The sequence below is a fragment of the Pseudonocardia sp. P-1 genome, assembly GCF_058111925.1.
This window is the reverse complement of record NZ_CM176614.1, coordinates 839899-862841: the sequence shown is the minus strand read 5'-3', so window position 1 is coordinate 862841 and position 22943 is coordinate 839899. Positions and strand designations below refer to the sequence as shown.

Annotated in this window: 22 protein-coding genes and 1 tRNA gene; 14 read left to right on the top strand and 9 right to left on the bottom strand. The window is 73.4% G+C overall.

Annotation, left to right across the window (positions count from 1 at the left end):
- Positions 1-38 precede the first annotated feature (38 nt).
- Both AC0GKK_RS04090 and AC0GKK_RS04085 read left to right on the top strand, forming a co-directional pair.
- Entirely contained in the window at positions 39-416 is a 378-nt protein-coding gene (locus tag AC0GKK_RS04090; RefSeq protein WP_020622832.1) for an OB-fold nucleic acid binding domain-containing protein, read from the top strand.
- 48 nt (positions 417-464) lie between these two features.
- Complete coding sequence (locus AC0GKK_RS04085) at positions 465-1244, top strand: DUF3159 domain-containing protein (protein ID WP_489883196.1); 780 nt, start codon at positions 465-467, stop codon at positions 1242-1244.
- Positions 1245-1287: 43 nt separating this feature from the next.
- Here AC0GKK_RS04085 and AC0GKK_RS04080 read toward each other — a convergent pair whose 3' ends face one another.
- Both AC0GKK_RS04080 and AC0GKK_RS04075 read right to left on the bottom strand, forming a co-directional pair.
- Complete coding sequence (locus AC0GKK_RS04080; RefSeq protein WP_073576990.1) at positions 1288-1941, bottom strand: potassium channel family protein; 654 nt, start codon at positions 1939-1941, stop codon at positions 1288-1290.
- On the bottom strand, positions 1941-2603 hold the full coding sequence (locus AC0GKK_RS04075) for a potassium channel family protein (RefSeq protein WP_062402712.1): 663 nt from the start codon (positions 2601-2603) through the stop codon (positions 1941-1943). The genes AC0GKK_RS04080 and AC0GKK_RS04075 overlap by 1 nt, the downstream gene beginning before the upstream one ends.
- Before the next feature lie 138 nt (positions 2604-2741).
- Here AC0GKK_RS04075 and AC0GKK_RS04070 point away from each other — a divergent pair, with 138 nt between their 5' ends.
- The 6 genes from AC0GKK_RS04070 (at position 2742) to AC0GKK_RS04045 (ending at position 9764) form a co-directional block, all read left to right on the top strand.
- On the top strand, positions 2742-4823 hold the full coding sequence (locus tag AC0GKK_RS04070; RefSeq protein WP_253068013.1) for an APC family permease: 2082 nt from the start codon (positions 2742-2744) through the stop codon (positions 4821-4823).
- A 32-nt stretch (positions 4824-4855) separates the two neighbouring features.
- A complete protein-coding gene (locus tag AC0GKK_RS04065) occupies positions 4856-6016 on the top strand; it encodes a class I SAM-dependent RNA methyltransferase (RefSeq protein ID WP_253068018.1) in 1161 nt (386 codons plus the stop codon).
- A complete protein-coding gene (locus tag AC0GKK_RS04060; RefSeq protein WP_489883195.1) occupies positions 6013-6723 on the top strand; it encodes a metallophosphoesterase in 711 nt (236 codons plus the stop codon). Before AC0GKK_RS04065 ends, AC0GKK_RS04060 begins: the two co-directional genes overlap by 4 nt.
- Before the next feature lie 73 nt (positions 6724-6796).
- Positions 6797-6873: transfer RNA gene (locus tag AC0GKK_RS04055), tRNA-Leu, on the top strand.
- Between the two features lie 668 nt (positions 6874-7541).
- On the top strand, positions 7542-8081 hold the full coding sequence (locus tag AC0GKK_RS04050; protein WP_251786472.1) for an ANTAR domain-containing response regulator: 540 nt from the start codon (positions 7542-7544) through the stop codon (positions 8079-8081).
- 357 nt (positions 8082-8438) lie between these two features.
- The gene (locus AC0GKK_RS04045; protein ID WP_346105666.1) at positions 8439-9764 is read left to right on the top strand and encodes an ABC transporter substrate-binding protein; all 1326 of its coding nucleotides are present in this window, start codon (positions 8439-8441) and stop codon (positions 9762-9764) included.
- A 245-nt stretch (positions 9765-10009) separates the two neighbouring features.
- Here AC0GKK_RS04045 and AC0GKK_RS04040 read toward each other — a convergent pair whose 3' ends face one another.
- From AC0GKK_RS04040 to AC0GKK_RS04020, 5 genes are all read right to left on the bottom strand, one after another.
- The gene (locus AC0GKK_RS04040) at positions 10010-10825 is read right to left on the bottom strand and encodes an ABC transporter ATP-binding protein (protein ID WP_489883194.1); all 816 of its coding nucleotides are present in this window, start codon (positions 10823-10825) and stop codon (positions 10010-10012) included.
- Complete coding sequence (locus AC0GKK_RS04035; protein ID WP_489883193.1) at positions 10822-11817, bottom strand: ABC transporter ATP-binding protein; 996 nt, start codon at positions 11815-11817, stop codon at positions 10822-10824. Before AC0GKK_RS04035 ends, AC0GKK_RS04040 begins: the two co-directional genes overlap by 4 nt.
- Positions 11807-12802 carry a branched-chain amino acid ABC transporter permease gene (locus AC0GKK_RS04030; RefSeq protein ID WP_062402727.1) on the bottom strand — a complete coding sequence of 332 codons (996 nt, stop codon included), beginning with the start codon at positions 12800-12802 and terminating at the stop codon, positions 11807-11809. The genes AC0GKK_RS04035 and AC0GKK_RS04030 overlap by 11 nt, the downstream gene beginning before the upstream one ends.
- 10 nt (positions 12803-12812) lie before the next feature.
- Positions 12813-14117: a branched-chain amino acid ABC transporter permease gene (locus AC0GKK_RS04025; protein WP_476654489.1), complete on the bottom strand. Its 1305-nt coding sequence runs from the start codon at positions 14115-14117 to the stop codon at positions 12813-12815.
- Positions 14118-14369: 252 nt separating this feature from the next.
- Complete coding sequence (locus tag AC0GKK_RS04020; RefSeq protein WP_062402733.1) at positions 14370-14798, bottom strand: PaaI family thioesterase; 429 nt, start codon at positions 14796-14798, stop codon at positions 14370-14372.
- A gap of 228 nt (positions 14799-15026) precedes the next feature.
- Here AC0GKK_RS04020 and AC0GKK_RS04015 point away from each other — a divergent pair, with 228 nt between their 5' ends.
- Positions 15027-15620, top strand: coding sequence for a carbonic anhydrase (locus AC0GKK_RS04015; protein WP_489883192.1), 594 nt, complete (start codon positions 15027-15029; stop codon positions 15618-15620).
- 4 nt (positions 15621-15624) lie between these two features.
- Here AC0GKK_RS04015 and AC0GKK_RS04010 read toward each other — a convergent pair whose 3' ends face one another.
- Positions 15625-16473 (bottom strand): class I SAM-dependent methyltransferase, encoded by an 849-nt coding sequence (locus AC0GKK_RS04010; RefSeq protein ID WP_482637303.1) that lies wholly within the window; start codon positions 16471-16473, stop codon positions 15625-15627.
- 300 nt (positions 16474-16773) lie between these two features.
- Between AC0GKK_RS04010 and rpsA the strand changes: the two genes are divergently transcribed.
- From rpsA to AC0GKK_RS03985, 5 genes are all read left to right on the top strand, one after another.
- On the top strand, positions 16774-18264 hold the full coding sequence (gene rpsA, locus AC0GKK_RS04005) for a 30S ribosomal protein S1 (protein WP_345652952.1): 1491 nt from the start codon (positions 16774-16776) through the stop codon (positions 18262-18264).
- A gap of 238 nt (positions 18265-18502) precedes the next feature.
- The gene (locus tag AC0GKK_RS04000) at positions 18503-19306 is read left to right on the top strand and encodes a hypothetical protein (protein ID WP_489883191.1); all 804 of its coding nucleotides are present in this window, start codon (positions 18503-18505) and stop codon (positions 19304-19306) included.
- A gap of 42 nt (positions 19307-19348) precedes the next feature.
- On the top strand, positions 19349-20476 hold the full coding sequence (gene coaE / locus AC0GKK_RS03995; protein ID WP_489883190.1) for a dephospho-CoA kinase: 1128 nt from the start codon (positions 19349-19351) through the stop codon (positions 20474-20476).
- Positions 20477-20699: 223 nt separating this feature from the next.
- Complete coding sequence (locus AC0GKK_RS03990; RefSeq protein WP_489883981.1) at positions 20700-21476, top strand: RNA polymerase sigma factor; 777 nt, start codon at positions 20700-20702, stop codon at positions 21474-21476.
- Positions 21473-22273, top strand: coding sequence for a hypothetical protein (locus AC0GKK_RS03985; RefSeq protein WP_489883189.1), 801 nt, complete (start codon positions 21473-21475; stop codon positions 22271-22273). Before AC0GKK_RS03990 ends, AC0GKK_RS03985 begins: the two co-directional genes overlap by 4 nt.
- Before the next feature lie 84 nt (positions 22274-22357).
- Here AC0GKK_RS03985 and AC0GKK_RS03980 read toward each other — a convergent pair whose 3' ends face one another.
- On the bottom strand, positions 22358-22882 hold the full coding sequence (locus AC0GKK_RS03980) for a ribonuclease FAU-1 family protein (protein ID WP_489883188.1): 525 nt from the start codon (positions 22880-22882) through the stop codon (positions 22358-22360).
- Between the last annotated feature and the right edge of the window lie 61 nt (positions 22883-22943).

Below are 22943 nucleotides of genomic sequence, written 5' to 3'. Positions count from 1 at the left end.
GACCCCGGGCCGGTACCGGATGCGGGCCGAGGAGAGACATGGGCAGCACGGATGGCGGAGCGTTCCGCCGGATGCTCCGCAAACTCACCAGCGACGTCGACGAGCTCGACGCGCGCGATCTCGCCGAGGACGTCGAGGAGACCGGGGCACGCCCGGCCCGCGACTGCGCCTGCGGCGAGGAGGTCACGATGCTCGGCCGGATCCGCAGCGTCGACCTCTGTCCGCAGAGTGCCGACGCCACGCTGAAGGCCGAGCTGTTCGACGGCACCGACGGCGTCACCCTGGTCTGGATGGGCCGGCGCAGCATCCCCGGCATCGAGGCCGGGCGCACCATGCGGGTCCGCGGCCGGATCTCGGTCCGCGACGGTCGCAAGGTGCTCTACAACCCGTACTACGAGATCTGCCAGGCGCAGTGACCCGCGGGACCCGCGCGGTCTGCTCCTGAGCCGACGGATCGGACCGGCTTGAACGACCACCACCACGACGCCCCGACCACCCGGATCCCGCGTGTCCCCGACGTGGACCCGCAGGACCGGGCCGCGCCCCTCGGCCGGCCGGTGACGGCACCGGCGCACGCCGCCGGGCCCGAGCCGGACCGGACCGGGTCCGCGGCGGCACCGGCGACGGACGCGGGCGGCCGGGCTCCGGGCCCCACCCTGCTCGAGCAGATGGGCGGGGTCACCGGGATCGTCGCCTCGACGATCCCGGTCGTGGTGTTCGTCGTCGCCAACGTCCTCGGCGACCTGCGGACCGCGCTGTACGCCGCGCTCGGCGCCGGGGTGCTGGTGCTCCTGTGGCGCCTGGTCCGGCGCGACCCGGTGATGCCGGCCATCTCCGGCCTGCTCGGCGTCGGGGTGTGCGCGCTCGTCGCGAGCCGGACCGGCGAGGCCCGCGGCTTCTACCTACCCGGTCTGCTCTACAGCGGCGCCCTCGGGATCGTCGCGCTGATCTCGATCATCGCCCGCTGGCCGCTGGCCGGGGTGATCTGGCACGGCATCAACGGACACGGCACCGAGTGGCGCCGGGACCCCCACCTGGTCCGTGCCTACGGCTGGGCCACCGCGGTGTGGGCGACGACCTTCCTCGCGAAGGTCGTCGTGCAGGGCGGGCTGTACCTGGCCGACTCCGAGACCTGGCTGGGCGTCGCGCGGCTCGCGATGGGCTACCCGCTCACCGGGATCGCGATCCTGGCCACGATCCTCATCGTGCGGCGCGCCGAGCGCGCCCGCACCGCGACCGCCTGACCCGCACCGGCGCGCGACGTCCGCGCGCCGGTCCCGGGCAGGGTCACATGAGGGCGGCGCGGATGTCCTCCTCGACCGCCGTCGTCGCCACGAACAGCAGCTCGTCGCCGCCCTCCAGGGCGTCGTCGGGCTGGGGCACGATCACCCGGCCGCCGCGCAGGATCGTCACCAGTGCCGAGTCCGTCGGCAGCTCCAGCACCCGCACCGGCCGTCCGGCCAGCGGGGTGTCCTCGGGCAGCGTCACCTCGACGAGGTTCGCCTGCCCCTGACGCAGCGTCAGCAGCCGCACCAGGTCACCCACGGCGACGGCCTCCTCGACCAGCGCCGCCAGCAGCCGCGGCGTCGACACCGCGACGTCGACGCCCCAGTTCTCGCCGAACAGCCACTCGTTGCGCGGGTCGTTCACCCGGGCCACCACCCGACGGACCCCGAACTCGGTCTTCGCCAGCAGCGAGACCACCAGGTTGACCTTGTCGTCGCCGGTCGCGGCGATCACGACGTCGCAGCCCTCGATGCCGGCGTCCTCCAGCGAGGACAGCTCGCAGGCGTCGGCGTGCACCCACTCGGCCTCGGGGACGGCGTTCGGGTCGATGTGGGTCAGCTCGCGCTCGATCAGCATGACCCGGTGGTCGGACTCGACCAGCTCCAGCGCGATGGACCGCCCGACGGCGCCCGCCCCCGCGATCGCGACCCGCATCAGTCCTCCTCGGGCGGCGCCGCGGCGGCCGCCGTCACGTCGCTGACCGTGCCCGAGACCGCCGCCACGTAGACGGTGTCCTCGTGCTGCACGGTGGTGTCCTTGGTCGGCAGCACCCCGGTGCCGAACCGCACGATGAACGCGACCCGCGAGCTCGTCGCCCGCTCCAGGTCGCGGATCGGGCGCCCCACCCAGTCCCCGTGCAGCGGCAGCGGCAGGACGGCCACGGTGCCGGTGGGCTCGCGCCAGGCGGTGGCGACGCCGTCGGGCAGCAGCATGCGCAGCAGCCGGTCGGTCGTCCACGGGACCGTCGCGACCGTCGGGATGCCCAGGCGCTCGTACACCGCGGCACGCTTCGCGTCGTAGATCCGGGCGACGACCTTGCCGACGCCGTAGCTCTCGCGCGCCACCCGGGCGGCGATGATGTTGGAGTTGTCCCCGGAGGAGACGGCGGCGAACGCGTCGGCCGACTCCAGCCCGGCCTCGTCGAGGACGCTGCGGTGGAAGCCGAAACCGACGACCTGGCGCCCGCGGAAGTCCGGGCCGAGCCTGCGGAAGGCCTGCGGGTCGCGGTCGATCACCGCGACCTCGTGGCCGAGCCGCTCCAGGCCCGAGGCCAGGGACGCGCCGACGCGGCCACATCCCATGATCACGACGTGCATGGCGTCAGGGGTCCTTCCGCCGGGTGGGGGGCCCGGGATGTACGGTTCGTTCCTTCTGTACGCGGCGACGCGGACGCCGACGACGCGGAGTGAACGCTATCGCGAAGCGCAACGGAGCGGGGGCATAGGCTGCGCCCCGTGTCCAAGCTCGCCGTCGCTCTCAAGCGGCTCGTGGTCGGACGACCGCAGCGCAGCGACCGCCTGACCAGCACCCTGCTCCCGAAGCGGATCGCCCTCCCCGTGTTCGCCTCCGACGCCATGTCGTCGGTCGCCTACGCCCCCGAGGAGATCTTCCTGACCCTGTCGGTCGCCGGTGTCGCCTCGTACGCGATGTCGCCGTGGATCGGTCTCGCGGTCGTCGTCGTCCTGCTGACGGTCGTCGCCAGCTACCGGCAGAACGTCCGCGCCTATCCCTCCGGCGGGGGCGACTACGAGGTCGCGACGGTGAACCTCGGCAAGAACGCCGGACTGACCGTCGCCAGCGCCCTGCTCGTCGACTACACCCTCACCGTCGCCGTCTCGATCTCCGCGGCCGCGGCCAACATCGGTGCGCTGGTGCCGTTCGTCGCCGAGCACAAGGTGCTGTTCGCGGTGTCGGCGATCGTCGTGCTCACCGCGATCAACCTGCGCGGCATCCGCGAGTCCGGCGCGGCCTTCGCGATCCCGGTCTACGCCTTCGTCATCGGCGTCGCGACGATGATCATCTGGGGCCTGACCCGGGTGCTGATCCTCGGCGACTCCGTGCGGGCGGAGAGTGCCGACCTGCGCCTGGTCGCCGAGGGCGACGCGTTCACCGGCCTGGCGCTCGTGCTGCTCGTGCTGCGCAGCTTCACCCAGGGCGCCGCCGCGCTGACCGGTGTCGAGGCGATCTCCAACGGGGTGCCCGCCTTCCGCAAGCCGAAGTCGAGGAACGCGGCCACCACGCTGCTGCTGCTCGGCGTGATGTCGGTGTCGCTGTTCATGGGGCTGATCGCCCTGGCCCAGCTCACCCACGTCCAGATCGCCGAGGACCCGGCCCGCCAGTTCCCCGACGCGCCGCCCGGCTACGAGCAGCACACCATGATCGCCCAGCTCGCCGACGCCGTGTTCGACAACTTCCCGCCGGGCTACTTCTTCGTCATCGTGATGACGGCGCTGATCCTGGTCCTCGCCGCGAACACCGCGTTCAACGGCTTCCCGGTGCTGGGCTCGATCCTGTCCCAGGACCGCTACCTGCCCCGTCAGCTGCACACCCGTGGCGACCGGCTCGCGTTCTCCAACGGCATCGTCGCGCTCGCGCTGTTCGCGATCCTGCTGGTCGTGGGGTTCCAGGCCGAGGTCACCCGGCTCATCCCGCTCTACACCGTCGGCGTGTTCGTGTCGTTCACGCTGTCCCAGGCCGGGATGGTCCGGCACTGGAACCGGGAGCTCGCGCTGGACCCCTCGGCGTCCGAACGCCGCCGGATGCGCCGCGCCCAGTCGATCAACGGGTTCGGCGCCTGCATGACCGGCGTCGTGCTGGTCACGGTGCTCGTCACGAAGTTCGCCCTCGGCGCCTGGATCGCGATCGTCGCGATGGGTGGGTTCTTCGTGCTGATGCGGATGATCCAGCTCCACTACGACCGGGTCGCCGCCGCGCTGGTCGCCGACGAGTCCGACGACGTCCTGCCCTCGCGCAACCACGCCGTCGTCCTGGTCTCGACGCTGCACAAGCCGACCCTGCGGGCGCTGGCCTACGCCCGCGCGACCCGCCCGGACATCCTCGAGGCGGTCACGGTCAACGTCGACGACTCCGAGACCAAGAAGCTCGTCGAGCAGTGGCACAAGCGGAACCTGCCGGTCCCGCTGAAGGTCGTCGAGTCGCCCTACCGGGAGATCACCCGGCCCGTGCTGGACTACGTCAAGCGCATCCGCACCGACTCCCCGCGCAACGTCGTCACCGTCTACATCCCGGAGTACGTCGTCGGGCACTGGTGGGAGCAGGTGCTGCACAACCAGAGCGCGCTGCGGCTCAAGACGCGGCTGCTGTTCCAGCCGGGGGTGATGGTGACCAGCGTGCCGTGGCAGCTGCCGTCGTCGTCGCGCACACGGGCGCTGTCGCCGCTGCAGGCGCCGGGGGCGTCCCGGCGCGGCTACCCGGGCATGGAGCAGCTGCCCGGCGAACGCCGCGACGGCGCGGGCGTCGGGACGGGTGGCGGCACCCCGTCCGCACCCCGGGTGACGAGGAAGGAGAACCGGTGAACGCCGACACGGCGACCGACTGGACCGACCGCATGCTGGAGCTGCGGGTCGGCCCCGTCGCGCACGGCGGCCACTGCGTGGCCCGCGACGGGGACGGTGGCCGGGTCGTGTTCGTCCGGCACGCACTGCCCGGTGAGCTGGTCCGTGCGGTGGTCACCGACGACCCGGGCGGGGCGTTCTGCCGCGCCGACGCCGTCGCCGTGCTGGAGGCGTCCCCGGACCGGGTCGAGCCCGCCTGCCCGTGGGCCGGTCCCGGGGGCTGCGGCGGCTGCGACTTCCAGCACACCGACCACGCCACCCAGCGCGCCCTGAAGACGACGGTCCTGCGCGAGCAGCTGGAGCGCCTCGGCGCCGGCGCCGCGGTCGTCGCCACCGCCGACCTCGCCGCCGTCGAGGTCGAGGAGCTCCCCGGCGGTCCGCTCGGCTGGCGCACCCGGGTGCGGCTGGCCGTCGACGACGACGGCGTCCCCGGCCTGCGCGCCCACCGCAGCCACGACGTGTGCGAGATCGGCGACTGCCCGCTCGTCCCGGCCGGCGCGCTGCCGCCGGTGCTGGAGCGCCGCTTCCGGCCCGACTCCGAGCTCGACGTCACCGTCGTCGGCGACGGCGCCGCCCGGGTCGGCTCCGGCGCGACCGTGCACGCCGCGGACCGCACCTGGGAGCTGTCGGCCGGCACGTTCTGGCAGGTCCACCCTGCGCTGCCGGACACCCTCGCGTCCGTCGTGCGCGACTGGGCCGACGCCCCCACCGGCGGCGTCGCCTGGGACCTCTACGGCGGCGTCGGGCTGCTCGGCTCGGTCCTCGCCGGCCAGGTGGGGGAGTCGGGGACCGTGCTGGTCGTCGAGTCCGCCGCGTCCGCGGTCGCCGACGGCGCCTCCGCGCTCGCCGACCTGCCGCAGGTCCAGTTCGTCCGCGGCCGCGCCGAGCGCGAGATCAGCCGGCTCGGCCCCGACCCCGACGTCGTGGTCACCGACCCGCCGCGCGCCGGGCTCGGGAAGGCCGCGGTGCGCGACCTCGCCGCCCGCGCCCCGCAGCGGATCGTGCACATCGCCTGCGACCCGGCCGCGCTGGCCCGGGACCTGTCGCTGTTCGCCGCCGCCGGGTACCGCACCGCCGCGCTGCGGGCGTTCGACGCGTTCCCGATGACCCACCACATGGAGGCGGCCGCCCTGCTGGAGCGGATCCCGCGGTGACCACCGTCGTCCAGCTGTCGGACCTGCACCTCGGCCGCCCGGACACCGACGGCCGGGCCGCCCGCGCCGTCGCGGGGGTCCGTGCGCTGGACCCGGCGCCGGACGTCGTGCTCGTCACCGGCGACCTCGCCGACGACGGCGCCCCCGAGTCCTACGCCTCCGCGGCACGGCTGCTCGACGGCCTCGGCGCGCTGCACGTGCCCGGCAACCACGACGACCGCGCCGCGATGGCCGACGCCGTCGGACCGGTGGGCGACCGGCTGCACCGCACCGGCGGGACCACCGTCGCGCTGCTCGACACCCTCGTCCCCGGGGCGCCGCACGGTGCGCTGTCCGACGCCGCGGTCGCCCTGCTCGCCGAGGCCGTCCGGGACCCCGCGCCGCTGCTGGTCGCCCTGCACCACCCGCCGGTCGCGGTCGGGCACCCGGTCCTCGACGGGATGCGGCTGCTCGAGGCCGGTGTGTTCGAGGCCCTGCTCGCCGCGCGCAGCGACCCGACGCTGGTGGTGTGCGGGCACGTCCACACCCCGCTGGCGACGACGTTCGCCGAGCACCCGCTCGTCGTCGCCCCGTCGGTGGCGCCCGCCCTGCGCTGGCCGGACGTGCCCGGGACCGGGGGGAGCGACCCCGTCCCGGCGCCGGGTGGGGTGCTGCACGTGCTCGGGGACGGGCCGCCGCGCAGCCGGTTCCTGAGCTGGCCGGTGTGAGGCGGGTCGGCTGCCGCGGGTTGCCCGGAACCCGCTAGGATCGGTTCACCACAGAATGCAGTGAATTGCTTTCGCCCTCGTATTCCAACTGGCAGAGAAAGCGGTCTCAAACACCGTACAGTGTGGGTTCGAATCCCACCGGGGGCACCATTCGCCGATCCGTCCGACGTGTCGGCCCACGGCTCCGGGCACCCGCGTCCCGGGGTGCCTTCGCCGTCTGGCCTGCATGTTCCTCCGGATGGACGTGGTGGGCACACCCTCCCGGTCCGGCTCGGCAAAGGCGGCGCCACACCGTCGACGCCCACCCCGACCGCTTCCCGCGCGGCTTGTCCCCCTTCCGACGACGGTCGCGCCACGAACCGTGTCCGGGCCCGCCGGTCCGACGGTTCCCTGCGCGAGTACGCCACTGTGCGCCGGTTCCTCGGCACCACCTCCGACGACATCGTGCGGCACGCCGAGGCGGCGGCCCGGGACCGGCCGGGGATCGCACACCGGCCGGCGCACGCGACCTCGCCGTCGGTCGCGTGACGTGACGCCGTCGCCGCGCCGGAGGCCGCGATCGGCCCGACGACCCGAGCACCGCCGCTCCTGCCCGATCGGACGGGTAATGCGGTCGGCGGATCGTGTTTCCGCACACGAAAGGCCGAAGTGGTTCGGCTGTGCACCCATACCGCCGGTAGCCTGGGCGCTCCGGACACCCCACTGACCGATGAAGGAGTTCTCCGGTGACCGACAACGTTCCCGCAGAGAAGCCGGCCGAGGACGGCCCGCAGCCCGGGTGGCGGGTGCTGGTCGTCGAGGACGAGGCGCTGATCCGCATGGACCTGGCCGAGATGCTCTCCGAGGAGGGCTACCGCATCGCCGGTGAGGCCGGCGACGGCGAGGCCGCCATCACCCAGGCCCGCGAGCTGAGGCCCGACCTGGTGATCATGGACGTCAAGATGCCCAAGAAGGACGGCATCGAGGCGGCGTCGACCATCGTCGAGGAGAAGATCGCGCCGGTGGTCATGCTGACCGCGTTCAGCCAGCGCGAGCTGATCGAGCGCGCCCGCGACGCCGGCGCCATGGCCTACCTGGTCAAGCCGTTCGCGCGGCACGAGCTGGTCCCGGCCATCGAGCTCGCCGTCTCCCGGTTCGCCGAGAAGAAGGCGCTCGAGGACGAGGTCGCCTCGCTCAACGAGCGGTTCGAGACCCGCAAGGTCGTCGACCGGGCCAAGGGCCTGCTCATGACCGCGCAGAAGATGTCCGAGCCGGAGGCCTTCCGCTGGATCCAGCGGACCGCGATGGACCGCCGGACGACCATGAAGGCCGTCGCCGAGGCGGTCGTCGAGGGGCTGGCCCCGGCCAAGTCCTCCTGAGGCGCGGGCGGCGGTCGACCACCGCCGCCCGGCACCGTCGTTCCGGCCCCGTCGCGCACCGCGCGGCGGGGCCGGCGTCGTCCGTGCCGGGCGGCGGGTCACCCTGCCGGGCCCCGAGGGCCGACGGTCCGTGGACGGGACCGGCGCCCCCCCCGTTCCGATGCATCACGAGACAATTCCGGTTACCGAATGTGGCCGTCCGGGCACCGGAAAAGATCCACTTGTGTCACGCTGGTGTCCGCGGATCACATTCCTGTCACGAGTGGTGACGGTGTCCCCTTTCCTGGTTCGGGCGTACTACTTTTCCGCCATCCTCCCGCGCTGCTTCGGGCGGGCGGAGAACCGAAGGGGATTCGAATGACGCGAACGACGTGGCGACTCGCCGCCCTCGCCGGGGCGGCGTCGCTGGTACTGGCCGGATGCGGTGGCGGGGACACCGGTTCCGGGGGGGCCACCGGCGGCTCGGAGGAGCCCGCCGCCGCGGGGCAGGCATGCACCCCGCCGCAGGCACAGGCCACCGGCAATCCCAGCACCGCGCCGCTGAAGATCGGCTCCCTGCTGCCGGAGACCGGGAGCCTGGCGTTCCTCGGTCCGCCCGAGTTCGCGGGGGTCGACGTGGCGGTCAAGGAGATCAATGCTGCCGGGGGAGTCCTCGGCAACCCGGTCCAGCACCTGCGCGGTGACTCGGGTGACGACACCACCGACATCGCGAACCAGACCGTCGACCGGCAGCTCGGCGCCGGGACGCAGGTCATCGTCGGTGCCGCCGCGTCGGGTGTGTCGAAGCTGGTCATCGACAAGATCACCGGTGCGGGTGTCGTCCAGTTCTCGCCGGCCAACACCTCCGACGAGTTCACCTGCTGGCAGGACCGCGGCCTGTACTTCCGGACCGCGCCGCCGGACGTCCTGCAGGGGCAGGCGCTCGCGCAGCTGATCACCTCCGACGGTGGCCAGCGGGTGGCGCTGCTCGCCCGCAACGACCCGTACGGCTCGGGCCTGGCGGACAGCGCCGAGCGCAACCTGGTCTCCGCCGGCATCCCGCAGGACCAGATCACCAAGATCATCTACGACCCGAACGCGGCGTCGTTCAACCCCGAGATCGACCAGGTCGCCCAGTTCAACCCGGACTCCGTCGCGGTCATCGGCTTCGACGAGTCCAAGCGGATCCTGTCGCGCATGAGCGAGGTGCAGATCGGACCGGCCCAGAAGGCCGTGTACGGCACCGACGGCAACATGGGCAACGCCCTGGGCGAGGGTCTGCCCGCGGGCCTGCTGAACGGGATGAAGGGCACCCTGCCGCTCACCGAGCTGTCGGGTGACTTCCGGCAGCGGCTCACCGCGCAGGACCCGAGCCTGACCGACTTCAACTACGCGGCCGAGTCCTACGACGCCGTCGTGGTCTCGGCGCTGGCCGCCGAGGCCGCGAAGTCGACCAACGGCGCGGACATCGCGACCCAGATCAACGGGATCACCAAGGGCGGCGAGAAGTGCACCGACTTCGCCGGCTGCAAGGCGATCCTCGACCGGGGCGGTGACGTCGACTACGACGGCGCCACCGGCACGCTCGACTTCACCGACGCCGGTGAGCCGGGATCCGGGTCGTACGGGGTCCAGACCTTCAACGCCCAGAACAAGATCGACGAGGCGGCGACCACCTACGTCCGGGTCGGCGCCCAGGGCTGACACACCGCACCACACGACCGACACGAGGGGGCGGGCCGCCACGGCCCGCCCCCTCGTCGTCCCCGGGACCGGCCACGCCCCACCGGGACGATGCACCGGCCCGGCACCCGGCGCGACGCAGGGCATGACGCCCCGGCGGCACCCGGAGCGCACCGGCGCGGTGGCCCCGGTGGACCGGCGGCGGGAACACGACGGCCCCGCCCCCGTGGGTGGGGGCGGGGCCGTCGCGGGACCGGCGCGTCAGGTCACTTCTTCTCGCTGCTGCCGGCCAGCGTCCCCAGGTACAGCTCGATGACCTTCGGGTCGTTCAGCAGGTCCCGGCCACCCGCCGTGTAGGCCGCGCGGCCCTGGTCGAGCACGTAGCCGCGGTCGCAGATCTGCAGGCAGCGACGCGCGTTCTGCTCCACCATGATGACCGAGACCCCGGCCGCGTTGATGCGCTTGCAACGGACGAACACCTCGTCCTGGAGCATCGGGGACAGGCCCGCCGACGGCTCGTCGAGCAGCAGCACCGACGGTTCCATCATCAGGGCCCGCCCCATCGCGACCATCTGGCGCTCACCGCCGGACAGCGACCCCGCCTTGATCTTCCGGCGCTGCCCCAGCATCGGGAACAGGTCCGCGACGACGTCGAAACGGCTCGCGAACGTCTTCGGCCGGAGGAACACGCCCATCTGCATGTTCTCCTCGATCGAGAGCGAGGGGAACACGTTGTCGCGCTGCGGGACGTACCCGAGCCCCTTGGTGACCAGGGCGTGCGCCTTGGCCCCGGTGATCTCGGCGTCGCGCAGCCGGACCGTGCCGCTGCGCACGGGGATCAGCCCGAACATGGCCTTCAGCAGCGTCGACTTGCCGGCGCCGTTGGGCCCGATGATGCCGACGATCTCGCCGTCGCGGAGGAAGAAGTCGCTGCCGGTCAGGATGTCGACGCCCGGCACGTACCCGGCGACGAGGGTGTCGACCCGCAGCACGGCGCCCTTGGCGAGCGCGCGGTGGACCTCCGGGGTGGCGGCCTGCTCCGGTGTCATGGCCCGGTCGGCACCGGGTGCCTGCTCGCTCATGTGCGCTTCCCCTCGTGATCCGGGCGGGCCGGGCCGGTGCCGTCGTCGGCGAGGGCGCCCTCGCTCTCGGCGGCCTCCATCTCGGCGACGATCTCCGCGGTCTGCCCGGCCGGGTTGCCGTGCTCGTCGAACTCGAGGACCTGGTCGTGGTGCGAACCGAGGTAGGCGTCGACAACGGCCTGGTTCGACGACAGCGCCGAGGGCGGCCCCTCCGCGATCACCTGCCCCTGGGCCATGACGACGACCCAGTCGGAGATGTCCCGGATGACGTCCATGTCGTGCTCGACGAACACGACGCTCATGCCCTCGTCGCGCAGCGACTTCACGTGCCCCAGCAGGCTCTGGGTGAGCGCCGGGTTCACCCCGGCCATCGGCTCGTCGAGCATGACGACCTTCGGGTCCATCATCAGGGCCCGCGCCATCTCGAGCAGCTTGCGCTGCCCGCCGGACAGCGACCCGGCCAGGTCCTCGGCCTTGGTGTCGAGCTTGAAGCGGGCCAGCAGCTCGCGGGCCTGCTCGGTGATCCGCCGTTCCTGCGCGCCCCAGCCGGTGAACAGCGCGCCGAGGAAGCTCTCGCCGCGCTGCCCGACCGCGCCGAGCTTCATGTTCTCCAGCACCGTCATGCCCGCGAGGGCCTTGGTGAGCTGGAACGTGCGGACGACGCCCTTACGGGCCACCCGGTGCGGCGGCAGCTTCTGCAGCGGGCTGCCCTCGTAGATCCAGGAGCCCGTGTCGGCCCGGTCGAAGCCGGTCAGCAGGTTGAACAGGGTCGTCTTCCCGGCGCCGTTGGGGCCGATGAGGCCGGTGATGGCGCCGCGCTGGAACTCCAGGTGGGCGACGTCCACGGCCTTCAGGCCGCCGAACGTGCGGGTCACGCCGTCCACGGTGAGCACCGGGTCCGGCTTGGCGACGCCCGGCTCCGGGGCGACGCCGGTCAGCGTGCGGGCCGGGTCGGTCACGGTCGGGTCGGGGGTCGTGTCCTCAGCGGCCATCGCCCAGCACCTCCCTGCGGCGTCCGAAGATGCCCTGTGGTCGGAACACCATCATGAGCCCCAGGAACAGGCCGACGAGCACGAAGCGGATCGCGCCGACGTCCTGGGAGGAGATGAACGGCAGCAGCGGCGACTCCCCGGCCGTCGCCTGGCGCAGGAACGCGTCGGCGACCGAGAGGAGGAACCAGAACGCCATCGCGCCGACCACCGGGCCGAAGACCCGTCCCGCGCCGCCCAGGATGAGCGCGGCGTAGGCGAAGAAGGTCTGCGGCGGCGAGTAGAAGTCCGGCGTCAGCGACTGGGTCGCCAGGGCGAACACGATGCCGCCCAGCGCACCGAACACCCCGCCGAGGGCGAGCGCCTGCATCTTGTAGGCGAAGACGTTCTTGCCCAGCGCGCGGGCTGCGTCCTCGTCCTCCCGGATCGCCTTGAGCACGCGGCCCCACGGGCTGCGCACGAGCAGCCAGGTGAGCAGCACGCACAGCCCGACGACCGTCCAGCCGACGAGGATCGACCAGAGGTCCGGCCCCCGCAGCGACAGCACCCCGAAGTCGTAGGTGCCGGTGCCGAACGGGTTGGCGCGGGCGAAGGAGTCGGCGAACCCGGTGAGGCCCTGGGTGCCGCCGGTGAACCCGGTCTGCGAGGTCGACCGGGTGATCAGGCGCAGGATCTCCGACGCCGCGATCGTGACGATCGCCAGGTAGTCCGCGCGCAGCCGCAGCGTCGGAATGCCGAGCACCAGGGCGAGCGCGACCCCGCAGGCCATGCCGATGAGGACGCCCAGCCAGAGCGGGGCGCCGTAGTTCGCGACCGAGATGCCCATGCCGTAGGCGCCGACCAGCGCGAAGCCGATCTGGCCGAAGTTGAGCAGCCCGGTGTAGCCGAAGTGGATGTTGAGGCCGAGGGCCAGCAGCGCGAAGAAGATGGCCGAGGGGCCGATCAGCTGCGAGAGCCCGACCGTGAGGAGCTGTCCGAAGTCGATCATGTCCGCCCCCTCAGCCGATCCGTGCCCGGGACCCGAGCAGGCCCTGCGGCCGGAACACGAGGATCACGATCAGCACGGCCAGCCCGCCCAGGTACTTGAGATCCAGCGGCAGCACCAGCGTCGAGAGCTGCACCAGGATGCCGACGATCAGGCAGCCGAGCAGTGCGCCGTAGGCGGTGCCGAGGCCGCCGAGGATGACGCCGGCGAACATGAGCAGCAGCAGGCGGAAGCCCATCTCGTACTGGACGGTGGAGGACAGCTCCGACAGCGCGAACAGCACGCCGCCGAGGGTGGCCAGCGCCCCGCCCAGCATCCAGACGAACAGCACCACGCGGTCGACGTCGATGCCCGACGACGCGGCGAGGTCCCGGTTGTCGGACACCGCGCGCATGGCCTTGCCGATCCGGGTCTTCTGGAGCAGCAGCGCGACCGCGACGAGGACGACGATCGCGATGACGATGGCCGACAGGTCCTTGTCGGTCAGCGCGACCGGGCCGTAGTTCCGGACGGTCTGCCCGGTGTAGTCGGCGAAGGACTCCGACCGGCCACCGAAGATGATCAGCACGAGGTAGCGCAGCGCGATCGACAGGCCGATGGAGACGACGAGCTGGGCGATCAGCCCGGCGCCCCGCCGGCGCAGCCGCCGCCAGATGCCGAGCTCGTTCGCGGCGCCCAGCAGGGCGCCGATGAGCATCGCGACGATCGTCGCGGGGATCAGCTGCACGCCGCCGCCGACGTTGATGAACCAGGCGATGACGGCGCCGATGGTGACCATCTCGCCGTGCGCGAAGTTCGTCAGGCCGGTGGTGCCGAAGATCAGCGACAGGCCGACCGCCGAGATGCCGATGACCAGGCCGAACCGGATGCCGTCGACGAGCAGCCGCAGGAAGGTCGCGAACCCGCCGGTGTCGGCGCCCTCGACCTCGGCGCCGAAGCGGAACACCACGGTGTTCAGCGATCCGGCGGTCACCTCGCGGGTGGTCTCGCCCTGCAGGACCTCGGTGCCGGGCGGCAGCGAGGCCTCGTCGAGCCGGAACAGGTACGAGCCCGCGCCGGGGACCGTCAGGGTCCAGCGGCCGTTGGCCCCGGAACGGGTCTCACCGGCCGGCGCACCGTCGCGCTCGGCGGTGATGCGTACGTCCGGCAGCGGCTGACCGTCCTGGTTCCGCAGCGTGCCGCTGACGTCGATGCCGTCTGCCTGCTGGAACGGGGCGACGGCACCGGGGGAGGCCGGTACGGGGCCGGCGGGGGCGGTCGCCGCGGCGGCCGTCCCGGACAGGACGAGCGCGCCCAGCAGGGTGATGAGCAGGCCCACCAGCCACCGGGCGGTCGTGGGGATCGGGGAGGGCCGGGACGCACCGACGGGCGGGGTGGCCGCGCGATCGGCGCGCGGTCGGCGCGGGAGCGGGGGTGGTGACAACGTTCGTCCTCGGGGGGTCGTCGGACACGACTCTGTGCGACACCCTGATGGGTGATGGGGGCGAACGTAGCCGAGGAGAGAACTGGTACGGACGTCTCGGACCAGGACGTAGCCGAGACGTAACGCGACGGTGTCGCAGGGCGAGCGTCAGGTCACCGGCGGTCGTGTGTCGCGGTGCAGGCAGGTCAGCTTCGCGGTGCAGACGCGGCGGCCGTCGTCGTCGACGAGGACGATCTCGGTGGTCGAGGTGGACCGCCCGACGTGGATCGGCCGCGCGGTCCCGGTGACCCAGCCCGACGTGGCGGAACGGTGGTGGGTGCAGGCCAGCTCCAGCCCGACCGGGAACCGCTCGGGCAGCGCGTGCAGCGCGGACAGGGTCGACCCGAGGGTCTCGGCGAGGACGCCGCTGGCGCCGCCGTGCAGCAGCCCGTAGGGCTGGCGGTTGCCCGCGACCGGCATCCGGCCGACGACCTCGTCGAGGTCGGCCTTGAGGATCTCGATGCCCATCCGGTCGGTGAGCTGCTCGTCGGCGTGCTCGGAGCTCAGCTCCGGCAGCTGGTCGGGGGTGATCGGCACCCACCGACCCTACGACGCGCCGCGGCCCGGGACGACATGGCGCCCCGTGGTCCCGGTCGCCGGTGCCCGCCAGGACCCGGCCACCGGCCGGATGGAGCGGCTCGGGACGCTCCGGGCCGCCTGCCGTGCGGGTCTCGTCACACGGGAGGGGTGCAGCGGCGTGCATGCTTGCCCGCACGGACCCGTTCGCCGATCTTGGTCGGTGAGAAGCCGACCGAGGGAGACCCTATGGCGAACGACAGCAGGCCGACCGCGGCCCAGGCGTGGCAGATGATGCTGGAGGGCAACGGGCGCTGGCAGCGCGACGAGCGCGAGGACCCGCGACGGTCCGCGGAGGAACGCTCCGCCGCCGTGGCGGGGCAGACCCCGGCCGCGATGATCCTCTCCTGCTCGGACTCCCGCGTCCCGGCGGAGCTGGTGTTCGACCTGGGTCTGGGTGACCTGTTCGTAGTGCGGACGGCCGGTCAGGTCGTCGACGACGCGGTGCTCGGCACGCTGGCCTTCGGCGCCGGGGCGCTGGGCATCCCGCTGCTGGTGGTCCTCGGCCACTCCCAGTGCGGCGCGGTGAAGGCGGCCGTGTCGGTCGCCTCCGGGCAGCCCGCGCCGGCGCCGTCGACGCTGGGTGCGCTGGTCGGCGACATCGTCCCGGTGTGCGAGGGGGAGGGCGAGGGCGCCGTGGCCGGCGCGGTCGACGCCAACGTCCGCCGGGTCGTCGCGCAGCTGACCTCCGACCCGTCGCTGTCGGGGGCGGTCTGCAACAACCACCTCACGATCATCGGTGCCCGCTACGACCTGGAGACCGGCGCGGTCCTCGAGGTCTGACGGCTCAGCCCGGCCGGTGGGTCACGAGGATCGCGGTGCCGGGGAACAGCGCGCCGCGCAGCGGCGACCACTGTCCCCACACCCGCTCGTGGCCCTCCGGCCACTCCGGCTCGACCAGGTCGTCGAGCACCAGGCCGGCGGCGACGACGTCGCGCACCCGGTCGCCGAGCGTGCGGTGGTGCTCGACGTAGGTGGCCCGGCCGTCGCCGTCCACCTCCAGGTACGGGGTCCGGTCGAAGTAGGACTGGACGACGGTGAGCCCCTGCTCGCCGGGGTCGTCGGGGAAGACCCAGCGCATCGGGTGGTTCACCGCGAACACCCAGCGCCCGCCGGGACGCAGCACCCGGTGCACCTCGCGCATGACCCGGCCCGGGTCGGCGACGAAGGGGATCGCCCCGAACGCCGAGCAGGCGTGGTCGAACGTGGCGTCGGCGAACGGCAGGTGCTCGGCGCCGGCCTGCACGAGCGGCACCGGCAGCCCGAGCGCGTCGTTCAGCCGGGCCGCGTGACGCAGCATCCCGCCGGAGACGTCGAGCGCGACCGGGTGCGCCCCGCGGCGGGCCAGCCACCGGCTGCACGGGGCGGAGCCGGCGCCCACCTCCAGCACCCGCTTCCCGGCGAGGTCCGCGGGCGGGCCGAGCAGGCCCGCCTCGTCCTCGTGCAGGTTCTCCGGGCACCAGACGAACGACTCGTCGCCGATGTCGGAACCGTGCTCGGCCAGGTAGTCGTCGGCGTCGGCGTCCCACCAGCGGCGCCCGGCCGCCTCGGACTCGGCGCTGCCGACGCGGCGCCGGGCGACACCGGCGGTCCCCACGGCGTCCTCGGCGGAGAAGTACTCGTCGCGGCTGCTCATGACCACCCGATCGTCGCAAGCCCGTGCGCGCCCGCGGATGGCGGACCCGCATTGCCGGGGGGTTTGCGGGCCGCGTAGCATTCTTCCCGCACCGTGGTCAACGTGTCGGCCGACCGCGCGGCGCCACTCCAGCGCCGGTCTCGCGGGTGTCCGTGCACCGATGTTCCCGACCACGGGAATCGACGCCAGAGGGTGACTGTTACAACGTCACAGCTACACGTACCAGAACCGGGGCGCGCTGCTGCAGCAGAGCCGACCGGGCCGACCATGCCAGAGAAATCCATCGGAGCACCTCACTACATGTCCACCGACACCACCGCCGCCCCGACCACGCCGCAGGTCGCTATCAACGACATCGGGTCGGAGGAGGACTTCCTCGCCGCCATCGACCAGACGATCAAGTACTTCAACGATGGCGACATCGTCGAGGGCACCATCGTCAAGGTCGACCGTGACGAGGTCCTGCTCGACATCGGCTACAAGACCGAGGGCGTCATCCCCTCGCGTGAGCTGTCGATCAAGCACGACGTCGACCCCGCCGAGGTCGTCGAGGTCGGCGAGTTCGTCGAGGCCCTCGTCCTCCAGAAGGAGGACAAGGAGGGCCGTCTGATCCTGTCCAAGAAGCGCGCGCAGTACGAGCGCGCCTGGGGCACGATCGAGGCGCTCAAGGAGGCCGACGAGCCGGTCGAGGGCACCGTCATCGAGGTCGTCAAGGGCGGCCTGATCCTGGACATCGGGCTCCGCGGCTTCCTCCCGGCCTCGCTGGTCGAGATGCGCCGCGTGCGGGACCTGCAGCCCTACGTCGGCCGCAAGATCGAGGCCAAGATCATCGAGCTGGACAAGAACCGCAACAACGTGGTCCTGTCCCGCCGCGCCTGGCTCGAGCAGACCCAGTCCGAGGTCCGCAGCGAGTTCCTCAACCAGCTGCAGCGCGGTCAGGTCCGCAAGGGCGTCGTCTCCTCGGTGGTCAACTTCGGTGCGTTCGTCGACCTGGGCGGGGTCGACGGCCTGGTGCACGTCTCCGAGCTGTCCTGGAAGCACATCGACCACCCGAGCGAGGTCGTCGAGGTCGGCCAGGAGGTCACCGTCGAGGTCCTCGACGTCGACCTGGACCGCGAGCGCGTCTCCCTGTCGCTGAAGGCGACCCAGGAGGACCCGTGGCGCCTGTACGCCCGGACCCACGCGATCGGCCAGATCGTGCCGGGCAAGGTCACCAAGCTCGTCCCGTTCGGCGCGTTCGTCCGCGTCGAGGAGGGCATCGAGGGCCTGGTCCACATCTCCGAGCTGGCCGAGCGCCACGTCGAGATCCCGGAGCAGGTCGTCCAGGTCGGCGACGACGCGATGGTCAAGGTCATCGACATCGACCTCGACCGCCGTCGCATCTCGCTGTCGCTCAAGCAGGCCAACGAGGGCATGACGGTCGACACCGAGTTCGACCCGACCCGCTACGGCATGGCCGCCGAGTACGACGACCAGGGGAACTACATCTACCCCGAGGGCTTCGACGTCGACTCCGGCGACTGGAAGGAAGGCTTCGACGAGGCCCGCGCGGCCTGGGAGAAGCAGTACGCCGAGGCGCAGGCCCGCTACGACCAGCACATGGCGCAGATCCGCAAGGCCGCCGAGGCCGAGGCGGAGGGCGGCAACGACATCGCGCCGGCGAACTACTCCTCCGGCGGTGACGACGACCGTTCGACCGGCGGTGGCGGTGGCCAGGCCGAGTCGGGTGGCTCGCTCGCCAGCGACGAGCAGCTCGCCGCACTGCGCGAGAAGCTCTCCGGCGGGGCCTGACGGTCCCGTGCCGGTCCCACGCGGACCGGCGACAGCACCACACCGGGCCCCGGTGACCGCCACGGTCACCGGGGCCCGGCCCGTTTTCCGGGGGCCCTCCGGGTCCCGGTCGATGCCCGTTCACGTCGCCCGGCGTGTCAGAGCGGACACGCCAGGTGCAGATCACGGTTCGGCCGCGGTTGGTCACGGCGCGCGCACCGGTCCGGAGTCGATCTTCGGGTCGGCCTAGATTGGGCTCATGGCCGGCCGTACCGTCCGCCGGACGCGTTCCGGCGAGTCCCTGTCCCACGACCGCACGTTCCTGCGTCGCGGGCGGTCCGCGTTCGCGAGCGTCCTGCTCGCCGCGGTCCTCGCCGGATGCGGCACGGCGTCCGGGGACACCGGGATCGCGGTCCCGACGTTCCCGGCCGAGCAGTCCGGCGCCGCCCAGGCAGGGCGGGAACCGATCCCGATCGCGCTGCCCACCGACTGCGTGCAGCTGATGGACCCCGAGCAGGCCGGAGCGCTGTTCGGGCAGGTCCTGGGGTCGGTGTCGGTCCAGTCGGTCCGCGGCGTCCCCGAGGCGTCGGTGAACCGCACCGAGCGCACCGCCTGCACCTACCGCGCGGGCGGCCAGGCCCAGGCCTTCGGCGGGGCGCGCAACTCCGGCCCGGTGCTGTTCCAGCTCAACATCGGCCGCTACGGCGACACCGCGTCCGCGACCCGCCAGTGGCAGCTCAACACCAACGCCGAGCGCGGCTCGGCCACCGCCTCGCGTGACATCACCGTCGGCTCGGTCCCCGGCGTCCTCGTCGAGCGGCCGGACGAGACCACCCTCGCCCTGGTCTACGGCGTCGACACGCTGACGTTCACCCTGCCGGTGGCCGCTCCCGGGCAGACCCGGTCCGCGGCCGAGACCCTGCCCGACCTGGCCCAGCGCATCATCCCGGCGCTGACGCCGACGCAGCCGCCGTCCGCGCGGCCGACGCCCGCCGCACCGCCGGCGGCCACCACCCCGCAGGCCGGCACCGGTGCCGCGGGCAACGCGCGCGGCACCACCTGAGCGCGGCCGGGGCGACCCGGCACGGCCCGCTACGGTGATCACGTGCTGCGGACAGGGCTGACCGGCGGAATCGGTGCGGGCAAGTCGACGGTCGCGACGCGACTGGTCGAACGCGGGGCGGTGCTGGTCGACTCCGACGTGATCGCCCGCGAGGTCGTCGAACCGGGCACCGCGGGGCTGTCGGCGATCGTCGAGGCCTTCGGTCGGGACGTCCTCGACGCCGACGGCCGGCTCGACCGGCCCGCCCTCGCCGCCGTCGTCTTCTCCGACGCCGGGGCACGGCGCACTCTCGACGGCATCGTGCACCCGCTGGTGCGGGCCCGGTCCGACGAGATCGTCGCCGCCGCCCCGGCGGACGCGATCGTCGTGCAGGACATCCCGCTGCTCGTCGAGGGCGGTATGGCTCCGACGTTCCCGCTGGTCGTCGTGGTCGGGGTGGACGCCGAGGAGCGGGTCCGGCGGCTGGTGTCCGCGCGCGGGATGAGCGAGCAGGACGCCCGGGCCCGGATCGCCGCCCAGGCCGGTGACGAGCAGCGCCGCGCCGTCGCCGACGTCTGGCTGGACAACTCGGGGGAACCGGACGACACCCGACGCCGGGTGGACGCGCTGTGGGACGGACGGCTCGCCGGGTTCGAGGAGAACCTGCGCACGGGCCGCCCGGCCGCGGACGGGCCGCCCCTGCTCGTCGAGCACGACCCGGACTGGGTGGCGCAGGCAAACCGGCTCGCCGAGCGGGTCGCGGTCGCTGCGGGCGGTTCCGGCCGCGGGGTGGACCACGTCGGGTCGACGGCCGTCCCGGGGCTCCCCGCCCGCGACGTACTCGATCTGCAGCTCGCCGTGGAGTCGCCCGCCGACGCCGGCATGATCACCGAAGCCCTGGTCGCGGCCGGTTTCCCGGTCGACACCGCCGCCCCGGAGGAGACCACGGGAACGGTGCGGGTGCACCGCTCGGCGGACCCGGGGCGGGCCGCCGTGGTGGCCGTGCGGGTGCACGGCTCGCCCGCCTGGCGGCACGCGATCGAGCTGCGGGACCGGCTGCGCGCCGACGCGACCGCCCGTGCCGGCTACGCCGCGCACAAGCGTGCGGCGGCGGAACGGCACGCCGACGACCCGGACTCGCGCCACTACCGTGCGTACACGGCGGAGTGGCGATCCGACCCGAACGGTTGAGCGTCCCGGGATGCCGATCACGCGGAACGTGACGATCGGGTCGCGCCGAACCCGTTTCTGTAACGCCGCACGCTCGTTGGTCGATCAGGCGGGGCAGAGGGTGTTCCTGCCCGGATCGGCCGCGGTACCTGCGGGTACCCGTCGATCGGGCCGGTCACCGGGGTGATCGGCACCGGACCGCAGTGTCCGGTGACGGCGACGAGAGGACACGGGGTTGAGCACAGTGGCCCAGCGTTTCGGGGCGGACGGCGAGTTCGTCGAGCCCGAGCGCGCGCCCGCGTTCCCCCACACGGACGAGTACGGCGGTGCGCCGGAGCCGGGCGCACCGGACCACGACGCGTGGACCGGCGCCGAGTACGAGGCCCCGCCGATCAGCGGCGCGGTCGTCCAGCAGCACCGCACGCTCCCGCACGGTGAGCTCCGTGCGGACTTCGGCGCACACCTCGAGACGCACTACCCGCGCCTGGTCGCGCAGCTCTACGCGATCACACTCAACCCGCACGACGCGCACGACGCCGTGCAGGACGCCTACTCGCGGGCCTGGCGGCGCTGGGCCGCGCTGCGCGCCGAGCCCGCGGGCCCGGACCACGAGGACGCGGCCGTCGGCTGGGTCCGGCGGGTCGCGATCCGCACGTCGATGCGGGGGCGGATCCTGCGCCGCCGTCGCAGGCCGTCGCCGGAGGAGACCGACCCGCGCACCGGGGCGCTCCTGGAGGCGCTCGGGAGGCTCGCACCCGTCGACCGCCGGGCCGTGGTGCTGCACCACATGGCCGGCCTGTCGACCGGCGCGGTCGCCGAGCTCGAGCGGGTCACCGAGCACGAGGTGCGGCGCCGGCTCGTCCGCGGTCGCGAGGTCGTGACCGAGGGCATGGCCGAGGTGCTGGAGGAGATCATCGGACCGGCGGGTGACGCGGTCGGGGGACCGCCGCCGGGTCACGGGGCGCCGCTGTACGACCTGCGTGGCGGGTACCCACCCGCCACCGAGGGGGGACGGGTATGAACGGGTTCGCCGACATCGACCGGGAGTTCCACCGGCTCGACGACGTCCTGGCCGCGGCGGTGCCGCTGCCCGCCGTCGACGACGTGATCTCCCGCGCCGCCGGTGCGCGCCGGGCCACCTCGGCCGCGGCCGCGGCGGTGCTCACCGTCGGGTCTCTGGGCGGCATCACCGCCGTCGCGACCGCGGCCGCCCCCGGCGGCAGCTTCGTCGGCCCGCCGTTCGCCATCGCCGCGCCGCAGGAGAGCGGCCCGACCCCGACCCCGGAGCCGGTCCGGACCGGCGACGCCGGTGGCGCGGCCACCGGTGGTCAGGGCGGTCTCCCGCCGGCGTTCGACCCGACCGTCGCGGCGACCCAGGGCGGCGCGCTGCCCGGTGGTGGCGGCTCGCCCGCCGCCCCCGCGCCCGGTCCGGCCCCCGCGCCCGGCACCCCCGGCGCGCCGGTGGTCCCGCCGCCGCCCACCGGCGGCGGTCAGCCGTCCCCGCCGTCGCACACGACCCCGCCGCGGCCGACCGACGAGGGTTCGCCGGAGCCGACGACGCCTCCGCCGTCGACGACGCCCCGGCCCACCACGCCGAAGCCGACGACCCCGACGCCGACCACGCCGCCGGAGACCTCGACGCCGAAGCCGACCGACGAGGGCACCCCGGAGCCGACGACCGACCCGGTCCCGACGACCACCAACTCGGCCGCGCCGACCACCACCTCGCCCGACCCGACGACCACCACCGGGAGCACGCCGCCGGAGACCTCGACCAGCGCCGTCGGCCTCGGCCCGGCGCAGTCCTCCGCGCTCTGACCCACCCGGGCCGGTCCGGCCGCGGCCGGACGGTGCCCCGGGCGCGCCGTACGGACCGCCCGCGTCGCCGGTCGGTGGCGACGGTCAGTCGCGAGCGTCCTCCGGCCGGTCCCGCGGGCCCAGGTCGATCCCCAGGGACGCCAGCCAGGCCACGTGGTCGTGGTCGTGGCGGACCAGCCCGTCGAGCACGGCGTGCGACCGCTCCAGGGCGTACTCGGCCAGGTCGGTCCCGACCAGCCCCTGCGCCACGGCGGCGACGAACTCGTCGACGTCGATGACGTCGGTCCCGCGGCCGCGGCGGACCACGAGGTCCAGGTAGAGGTCGGTCAAGTGCAGCCGCCTGCCCTCGCGGGTGATCGCGGCGACGTCGACGTACACGTCCTGGTCGCGTTCGTGCCCCGGCCGCCACCGCCAGTCCGACAGGCACACGCCCAGTTCCGGGAGCACCCAGGTCTCGATCCACCAGGCGTTCGGCCGGGCGACGACGGGCCGGGACAGGTACAGCCCCCAGGTCTCCTCGCGCAGTGTGGCGATCTCGCGGTGGGTCCCCTTGGTGTCGATCTGGACGCCCCGTCCGGGGTCGAAGGTCTGCGTCTTGGGCGGGTGCACGGTCGCCCATCCTGCCTCCTCCGGAGGATCCGGCGGGGCGCACGGGGGGAAAGTGTCGGGG

Excerpts from the sequence above, each read along its gene's own strand:
- AC0GKK_RS04090 (WP_020622832.1), top strand. The coding sequence starts at position 39 with ATGGGCAGCACGGATGGCGGAGCGTTCCGCCGGATGCTCCGCAAACTC.
- AC0GKK_RS04080 (WP_073576990.1), bottom strand. The coding sequence starts at position 1,941 with ATGCGGGTCGCGATCGCGGGGGCGGGCGCCGTCGGGCGGTCCATCGCG.
- AC0GKK_RS04075 (WP_062402712.1), bottom strand. The coding sequence starts at position 2,603 with ATGCACGTCGTGATCATGGGATGTGGCCGCGTCGGCGCGTCCCTGGCC.
- AC0GKK_RS04065 (WP_253068018.1), top strand. The coding sequence starts at position 4,856 with ATGCTGGAGCTGCGGGTCGGCCCCGTCGCGCACGGCGGCCACTGCGTG.
- AC0GKK_RS04050 (WP_251786472.1), top strand. The coding sequence starts at position 7,542 with ATGGACCTGGCCGAGATGCTCTCCGAGGAGGGCTACCGCATCGCCGGT.
- AC0GKK_RS04045 (WP_346105666.1), top strand. The coding sequence starts at position 8,439 with ATGACGCGAACGACGTGGCGACTCGCCGCCCTCGCCGGGGCGGCGTCG.
- AC0GKK_RS04040 (WP_489883194.1), bottom strand. The coding sequence starts at position 10,825 with ATGAGCGAGCAGGCACCCGGTGCCGACCGGGCCATGACACCGGAGCAG.
- AC0GKK_RS04035 (WP_489883193.1), bottom strand. The coding sequence starts at position 11,817 with ATGGCCGCTGAGGACACGACCCCCGACCCGACCGTGACCGACCCGGCC.
- AC0GKK_RS04030 (WP_062402727.1), bottom strand. The coding sequence starts at position 12,802 with ATGATCGACTTCGGACAGCTCCTCACGGTCGGGCTCTCGCAGCTGATC.
- AC0GKK_RS04015 (WP_489883192.1), top strand. The coding sequence starts at position 15,027 with ATGGCGAACGACAGCAGGCCGACCGCGGCCCAGGCGTGGCAGATGATG.
- AC0GKK_RS04010 (WP_482637303.1), bottom strand. The coding sequence starts at position 16,473 with ATGAGCAGCCGCGACGAGTACTTCTCCGCCGAGGACGCCGTGGGGACC.
- rpsA (WP_345652952.1), top strand. The coding sequence starts at position 16,774 with ATGTCCACCGACACCACCGCCGCCCCGACCACGCCGCAGGTCGCTATC.
- AC0GKK_RS04000 (WP_489883191.1), top strand. The coding sequence starts at position 18,503 with ATGGCCGGCCGTACCGTCCGCCGGACGCGTTCCGGCGAGTCCCTGTCC.
- AC0GKK_RS03985 (WP_489883189.1), top strand. The coding sequence starts at position 21,473 with ATGAACGGGTTCGCCGACATCGACCGGGAGTTCCACCGGCTCGACGAC.